This is a genomic window from Bradyrhizobium ingae (genome assembly GCF_055791185.1).
This window is the reverse complement of sequence record NZ_JBVUBB010000038.1, coordinates 54,976-62,500: the sequence shown is the minus strand read 5'-3', so window position 1 is coordinate 62,500 and position 7,525 is coordinate 54,976. Positions and strand designations below refer to the sequence as shown.

The 7,525-nt window shown below is 64.3% G+C and carries 8 protein-coding genes (1 of these 8 cut by a window edge); 2 read left to right on the top strand and 6 right to left on the bottom strand.

What is annotated here, in order from left to right; translation table 11 throughout:
- Nucleotides 1-309: the 3' portion of a hypothetical protein gene (locus ACV1FX_RS34820; RefSeq protein WP_473122064.1), read on the top strand. It extends 291 nt beyond the left edge of the window; 309 of the gene's 600 nt are visible here — the last part of the coding sequence; the start codon falls outside the window, past its left edge; the stop codon is at nt 307-309.
- 309 nt (nt 310-618) lie between these two features.
- Here the strand turns inward: ACV1FX_RS34820 and ACV1FX_RS34815 are convergent, their stop codons facing one another.
- The 6 genes from ACV1FX_RS34815 to ACV1FX_RS34790 form a co-directional block, all read right to left on the bottom strand.
- Nucleotides 619-1,929, bottom strand: coding sequence for an NAD(P)H-dependent oxidoreductase (locus ACV1FX_RS34815; protein WP_473122063.1), 1,311 nt, complete (start codon nt 1,927-1,929; stop codon nt 619-621).
- 79 nt (nt 1,930-2,008) lie between these two features.
- A complete protein-coding gene (locus ACV1FX_RS34810) occupies nt 2,009-2,809 on the bottom strand; it encodes a phytanoyl-CoA dioxygenase family protein (RefSeq protein WP_473122062.1) in 801 nt (266 codons plus the stop codon).
- 132 nt (nt 2,810-2,941) lie between these two features.
- On the bottom strand, nt 2,942-3,619 hold the full coding sequence (locus ACV1FX_RS34805; RefSeq protein ID WP_473122061.1) for a GntR family transcriptional regulator: 678 nt from the start codon (nt 3,617-3,619) through the stop codon (nt 2,942-2,944).
- Between the two features lie 224 nt (nt 3,620-3,843).
- Nucleotides 3,844-5,100, bottom strand: coding sequence for a M20/M25/M40 family metallo-hydrolase (locus ACV1FX_RS34800; protein ID WP_473122060.1), 1,257 nt, complete (start codon nt 5,098-5,100; stop codon nt 3,844-3,846).
- Nucleotides 5,101-5,185: 85 nt separating this feature from the next.
- Nucleotides 5,186-5,992, bottom strand: a complete 807-nt coding sequence (locus ACV1FX_RS34795) for an alpha/beta fold hydrolase (protein WP_473122059.1) — start codon at nt 5,990-5,992, stop codon at nt 5,186-5,188.
- A gap of 2 nt (nt 5,993-5,994) precedes the next feature.
- The gene (locus tag ACV1FX_RS34790) at nt 5,995-6,813 is read right to left on the bottom strand and encodes an alpha/beta fold hydrolase (RefSeq protein WP_473122058.1); all 819 of its coding nucleotides are present in this window, start codon (nt 6,811-6,813) and stop codon (nt 5,995-5,997) included.
- 137 nt (nt 6,814-6,950) lie between these two features.
- Here ACV1FX_RS34790 and ACV1FX_RS34785 point away from each other — a divergent pair, with 137 nt between their 5' ends.
- Entirely contained in the window at nt 6,951-7,493 is a 543-nt protein-coding gene (locus ACV1FX_RS34785; RefSeq protein ID WP_473122057.1) for a methylated-DNA--[protein]-cysteine S-methyltransferase, read from the top strand.
- Nucleotides 7,494-7,525 lie beyond the last annotated feature (32 nt).

Below are 7,525 nucleotides of genomic sequence, written 5' to 3'. Positions count from 1 at the left end.
GTGGCCAAGAAGTACGGCTTTACGAGCTTTGACGACTACAACGGCGTCGTCGACAATATCAGCCTGGTGCTCGGCGGCTTCGACCCCGCGACAAAGAAGTATGTTGGCACCGAAGCCGTCATCAAGGCCCAGATCGCCCAACTTCAGGCCGACAAGAAGATGTCTGCCAAGGACAAGAAGGAAGCGCTCGACGAGCTCAACGAAGCGCTGAAGACACCGGCCCCGGTGGTCGAGAACAAGGGCAATATCGATCTCGTCGGCAAATACTACGACAAGCTGATCGCAGCGCTCGGCGACGATCAGAACTGAGCTGCCGCCTGCTCAGGCTTATCTGAAGGTCGAACAACCCAGCGTCGTCCTGGCGAAAGCCAGGACCCATCACCCCAGGGAGTAGTTGTGGCGCGAACTGGCGACCACGAGACTTCGTCAAACTGCTTCCCGTGGTAATCGCGACGAGCCCAAGTGCTCGCGCGGGGATCCTGGATCGGCGCTCGCTACGCTCGCTTGTCCAGGACGACCACGGAGAGATTGGCTGACGCGATTCGCAAACCAAAAGCCCTGGAGACATCTCCAGGGCTTTCGTCGTTTATGGTGCTGCTCACGGTCTCCCGGTTTGCCTCATCGCTTACCTGCAAACGTCGCCTCCATAACCTTGCGCGTCCTGACCGTCTCGTTGTCGGCGTCGAATTCGACGTCGCTCCAGCGCACCACCGCGCCATGTGCGATATCATGTCTCAGCTTCATCCGGTGGGCGAGACCGATCGGCAGTGCGCCGATCTTCAGGCTGCTTGCTGCCGGCATCAGCTTGCCCCACACCGTGTAGCCGCCTTCGCCGTCCAGCATCTCGCCCGCGTGCAGGCTGCGTTTGGCGACGGCCGCGACATCGCCGCGGAAACCCGTTGCCTGTCCGGTAGGCTCATTCCGCAGCGCCGCCGATAGCACCGAGATGTTCAATTCAAGCCCGATCAGATGATAGGGCTTGTACATTGCGGCATAACGTCCGCTCGCATCGGTCTTCAGGCCGTATTGCTTGAAGCAATCGGCGGCGTAATCGTTCGGTGCCTTCAATACGACATAGACGCCCCAGCGCAAATCGCGAAACACCGGCCGGCCGTCACGCTCAAGCGAGGATACCACCTCGACCACGCCGGATTTCTCCAGCACGCCACCTTGCTCGCGCGGCCGCATGATGTGCGGCAGGTCGTCGACGCCGCATGGTGGAAACAACAGACCATCCGTGGGCACATCGAGTGTGCAGGCGTTGGCGATCGCCGCCATTTCGATCGCAGACTTGGTGCCGTCGAGGAAGGAATTGAACATCTGCGGATTCATCCCGGCCGACTGCGCTTCGCCTGCGGTGAGGCCGTAGTGCTGCCAGACGCCATCCGGCGTCACGTCGTGGTAGGCCGGCAGATATTTGGTGCCCTTGCCAGCCGCGACCACGCGGAAGCCGGTGGCGCGCGCCCAATCGACCATCTCGGCCGTCAGCGCCGGCTGGTCGCCATAGGCGAGGGAGTAGACGATTCTGGCCTTGCGCGCTTCCTGCGCAAGCAGCGGGCCCGCGAGCACGTCGGCTTCGACATTGACCATCACGATATGCTTGCCGGCTGCAATCGCCGCGCGCGCGTGGCGGATGCCGACTGCGGGATTGCCGGTCGCCTCGACGACGACGTCGATCGGGCCATTGATCGCGCGGACGCCGTCATCGATGAAGCGGGTGGCCGCAATGCGGTCCGCATCCCAGCCCACCGTCCGGCACGCCTCGCGCGCACGATCAGGATCGAGATCGACGATGACGGGCACTTCCAGCCCCGGCACATGCGGTACCTGCGACAGGAACATCGAGCCGAATTTACCCGCGCCGATCAGCGCCACGCGCACCGGCTTGCCGGCGGCGGCGCGGGCCTGGAGGAGGGAGAAGAGGTTCATGCTGGGATCCGATCAAGTATCGTGTCCCGGATGCGGTGCAGCGCGTAACGCCGCGCCGCGTCCGGGCTACGAGAGTGTCCTACTCCGCTGCCTGCCGCGGCGCACGTGCCAGTCGCAGCAGTGCGTCGTCATCGACCGTCCTGATCGGCGCAAAATCGCGGTGCGCGATGTACTCTGGCCGCGTCGGCTTGCGAATGTAATTCGAGACCGCGTTCAGTGTCAGGTACACGATCTTGCGCGGATAGGGCGTGATGTTGCCGCTTGATCCGTGCACGAGATTGCCGTGGAACATCAGCATGCCGCCTGGCTTGCCGGTCGGCGCGACGATGCCGCCCTGCTTGACGAGCCGCGTCACCGTCGCCTCGTCCAGTGTCCACAGCGGATAGGAGGTTGTCGCAAGATCGTGCGCGGCCTCCAGGTCGCCGGCATTCTGGCTGCGCGGCACCAGCATCAGGGGACCGTTGATCGGCATCACCTCGTCGAGGAAGATCGCGATGTTCATCGCGCGCGGCTCGGGCATGCCGTCGTCGCGCTTCCAGGTGCCGTAGTCCTGGTGCCATTGCCAGACGTCGCCGGTGAAGGCCGATTTGGCGTTGATCTTGAACTGGTGCATGTAGACGGGCTCGCCGAATACCTGCTCGACCGGTTCGATCATGCGCGGATGCCTGCCCAGCACGCCGAAGGCGTCGTTGTAGAGATGCGCCGCAAAGGCCGTGCGCGGCGCGCCGCTCTTCTCGCGCCAGACTTCGGGCCGGTCAGCGTCGTAGATGCCGACCGCCTCGCGCGCGAGGAAATCGACCTCCTCTTGGGCAAACAGCTCCGGGAGGAACAGCCAGCCCTCGCGATTGAAGAACTCCAATTGCTGCTGGGTCAGTTTCATGGGTCGCATCCTCCTGTTTTGTTATTTTCTCCGTCGTCATGGCCGGGCTTGACCCGGCCATCCACGGACTCGTTTCACGCCAAGAAAGAACGTGCATGCCCGGGACAAGCCCGGGCAGGACGGCGATTGTGGCTACGCCGCCGCTTCCTCCGTCGCCCTTAGCCTCTCCTCGGTCATTCGTCCTGCCGTCTGCGCATGCGCGAGCGCGGCGCGCTCGGCCGCTTTGACTTCACCGCCGAGAATGTGTCCGGCGATCGTCGCATGCTCGGCCCAGGCGCTCTCGCGATAGTCGAGCTCGGACAGCACGGTTGCCATCGAGCGGCGCATGTGCGGCCATTGCGGCGCAATCGTCTCCTCGATCACGGGATTGCCGGCGAGCTGATAGATCGCGCGGTGAAACTCGACGTCGAGTGCGATTAGCTCGTTTAGCGGCGTCTTGCGATTGATGGCGCGGCCGGCCCGCAGCGCGGCAGCAAGCCGCTCGCGTCCCGCGGCATCGCGCGCGATCCGTTCGGCGGCAAGCCGCGCCGCCAGCGCATCGATGGCGCTGCGCACCTCGTAGAGCTGGCGAATGCGCGCGGGATCGAGCTGCGTGACTTCGAACCCGCGCCGGCCGCTCTCGGCAACCAGTCCCTGCCGATGCAACAGATGCAGCGCATGCGACACCGGCTGGCGCGACACGCCGAGCTTGTCAGCCAGCTCGTTTTGCCGGATGCGCTGACCGGGCTGCAAGGTGCGGTCCGTGATCGCCTCCAGGATGCGCGCATAGACCTGGTCGATCAGATTGGGTAGCGGGTCGAGCGGGATCACGCCGGCAGCTCCACGCGGAATACGGAATTCCGTATACGAAGATATTGCCGGGAGGGGGAGGCGTCAAGCGATGAGGTAAGGGATTGTGCGTACTTGAGTTTTCGTCATGGCCGGGCTCGTCCCGGCCATCCACGGGCCACACTCGCGGCTGTTCGTGGATGCCCGGGTCGAGCCCGGGATGACGAACCACCGGCGCCTGCCCTCGTTTGCGAGCGCCAGCACTGCTACTTCTTCTTTCCCTGCTCGATCAGCGTGCGCGTCATCAGATAGAGCCGCGGCACGATCGAGTTGGTGTCGATGTATTCGTCGCGGGCGTGATAGCCAAAGCCGGCAAGGCCAAAGCTTTCGACCACGACCGCCTTGCCGCTGCGGTTCGCGTAGCCGGCATCAGTCCCTCCTCCCGTCATCTCGGCGATGTCGAGCTTGCGGCCGAGCTCGGCGTAGATCGCCTGTCCCTCCTGAGCGAGTGCGCGGCCGCGCTCGCCGGCAACGAACGGCGGACGTCCCGGGGCGATCGTGACTGTCGTCTCGGTGTCGGGCACGAGCTTGTTCTTGACCTTCTCGTCGAGCGCGGCCTGCAGCTTGGCAACGCCGTCGGAAACGGTGAGGCGGATATCGGCGCCGGCCTCGGCATCCTCCGGAATCTGGTTGCGCACGGTGCCGGCCTTCGAGGTCGTCCAGTTGAGCTGCGTGCCCGGGATGGATTTCGCGACATCCTGGGTTTGCAGCACTTGGTGCGAAAGCTCGATCAGCGCGTTGCGGCCGCGATCCGGCGCGGCGCCGGCATGCGAGGCGCGTCCCTTCACCTTCATCGTTCCGGATGCAGTGCCGCTCGCACCCAGCAGCAATGAATCGTTCTGCGCCGGCGGCGATGAGGCTGTCGGCTCGCAGGACAGCACCACGTCGTGCTGGTCGGCAAGCTGCGAGATGAATTCGCCGGAGCCGATCGAGCCGACCTCCTCGTCCGGATTGAGCGAGACCGTCAGCGTGGCGTAGTCGCGCCAGCCCGCGTCCTTCAAGATCTTGAGCGCGTGCAGGATCACGGCGACGCCGCCCTTGTCGTCGGCAATGCCGGGCCCGAAGATCCTGCCGCCATCGACGTGGTACGGCTCGGTGGCGAGAATGCCGCGCTGATAGACGGTGTCCATGTGCCCGATCAACATCAGCTTGCGCGTGCCGGTGCCTTCGAATGTGCCGACGACGATATCGGCGCCCGCGCCCGTAGTCGTTTTCTGCCGCCGTGTCGTCGCGCCCAGCGCCTTCAGGCGCGCTTCCGTGAAGTCCGCCATCTTGGCGAGTCCCTCGACATCGCTACTGCCGCTCTCGATCATCACCATGTCGCGCAGCGTCTCGATCAGCGGAGCCTGCTCCTGCTCGGCTGCCGCCTTCAGCTTCTCATCGGCGGCAGCGAGTGCCGTGGCGTTGGCGCTCGCAAGGCCAAGCAGCGATAGGGCGAGGAGAGGGACGAGGTGGGATTTCATCAAGCTGTCCTTTCGCGTCTCGGAAAGCCGGGATTGCACGGTTGCGAACGAGCTTAGCACTGCCGCAAGAGGGAGGGAAAAGACGCTACCCCGCCAAAAATTCACTCACGACCTTGCCATATTCCTGCGGCGCCTGATCGAACATCCAGTGACCGGCATTCGCGATCACCGCCGTCTTTGCACCGGCGATGTGCGCGGCCAGGACGCGCCAGATCACCGACAGGCTCCCTGTCGTTGCGCCGCCACCGATCAGCAGCGTCGGCATCTTGATCGCCTGTGCATCAGCCAGCGTATACGGCCTGCGCTGCTCGTTGAGCTGACCGAGGAAGGTGACAACATTGTCGCGCAGTTGCTGTTTTGCGGCCGCCGGCACGCGCCGCCAGGTGCCATCGCCCTCGATGCCCTCGTAGAAATTCTGTAGCGCGCCTTCGACGTCGCCGGCACGGAGCATCTCGACCGAGCGCGCCGTGCGCGCGGCGAGGGGTGGGTGTCCGCCATCGGCCGGAGCAAGACTGGCATCGAGATCGCCGCCGGGCTCGGCGAGCACCAGCTTGCGCAACAGGTCAGGTCGCGCCTGCGCTACGCGAAACGCGATGTGTCCGCCGCGCGAATGTCCCATCAGATCGACTGGCGTGCGCCCGATTCTCTCGATGAAGCCGATCACGTCGGCGACATGCTGGGTCATCTTGTAGTCCGCGCCGGCGCCATTCCAGTGCTCGGGAAAGAAATGCCGCAGGCTGATCGCGATCACACGATGCCTTTTCGAGAGCGGGCCGAGCACCGAATACCAGGTTCGGAAATCGCCGAGCGTGCCGTGCACGCAGAGCAGCGGTGGGCCGTCTCCGACTTCGAGACAGGCCATGTCGTATCCGTTGACGTGAACAGTCTGCATGATCAGCCCGCCAGAAAATCCAGAACGACGTCGGAATATTTTTGCGGCGCCTGCTCGAACATCGGATGCGTCGTGTTCTCGATGATCGCCATTCTGGAGTAGGGCACGTGCGCCGCGAGCGCATGCAGCACTTTCGGCAGCAGGCCCTTTGTTCGGGCGCCCAGGATGAACAGCGTCGGCATCGGAATCGACTCCGCGTCGACCTTCGAAAACGGTGCGCGGTTGTCCCGGACCTGGCCGATCAGCGTATAGGCATTGTCGCGCAAATTCTGCTTCACGGTCGCCGGCAGCCGCGGCCAGGTGCCGGGGCGCTCCAGTGTATCCACGAACACGGCGAGGCCGCCGTCGACGTCGCCGGCTGCAATCTTTTCCGCGGCGGCCGTGAAACGGGCCCGCAGCGGCGAGGGGCCGCCCTTGTAGTCGGGATCAAGGCTGCTATCCAACTCGCCGCCGGGTTCGGCGAGGATCAGCCGGCGCAACAGGTCTGGACGCGCTTGCGCAACACGAAAGCAGATGTGCCCGCCGCGGGAATGGCCCATCAAATCGACCGGACCGGTGTCGAGCTTCTCGATGAAGGCGATGACGTCAGCGACATGCTGGCTGATCGAAAAGGTGTCGCCGACGCCATCCCATTGCGCGGGAAAGAAGTGGCGCAGGCTGACGCAGATCAGCCGGTGGCGCTGCGACAGCGGTCCGAGCACGCAGCCCCAGACGCGGAAATCATTGAGCGAACCGTGCACGCAGACCAGCGGCGGTCCTGCCTTGGCTTCGCCCACGTCGAGATAGGGCATGTCATATCCGTTGACGTGAAGGCTCTGCATGGAGGCTCTCGAAAGGGGCGGGAACTCTTGTGCAAGATTCCCGGAAACCGGGTGGATCGCAACTATTTCCAAGCCTAGATTGCGCAGGACGATCACAAGCGGGGGCCTGCGACGAGGAAGAGCCCAGGAACCTAGTCATGAACGACCAGCATTTCGTCCTGTTCGAGACCAAAATCGGCCTGTGTGCCATCGCCTGGGGCCCGCGCGGCATCAACGGCGTCCAACTGCCGATGGGCGGCGAAGACAGGATCCGCACCCGCATTCATCAACGCCATCCCGAGGCCGGCGAGGCCGAGCCGACGGCCGAGGTACAACAGGCGATCGACCGCATCGTCAGGCTGCTCGATGGCGAGCCGGACGATCTCACCGATATCCCGCTCGATCTCGACGGTGTTCCCGACTTCAACCGCGGTGTCTATGAGATCGCTCGCACCATCCCGCCCGGCAAGACCATGACCTATGGCGATATCGCAAAGCGCCTCGGCGGTGTCGAATTGTCGCGCGATGTCGGTCAGGCGCTCGGCCGCAATCCCTGTCCGATCGTCGTGCCCTGTCACCGCGTGCTGGCCGCCGGCAACAAGCCCGGCGGCTTCTCCGCCAATGGCGGCGTGGTGACGAAGCTGAAGATGCTCGAGATCGAAGGCGCGCTGGTGAACCACACGCCGAGCTTGTTTGATTGACGCGCCGCGTACGGGGAAATCGTAGGGTGGGT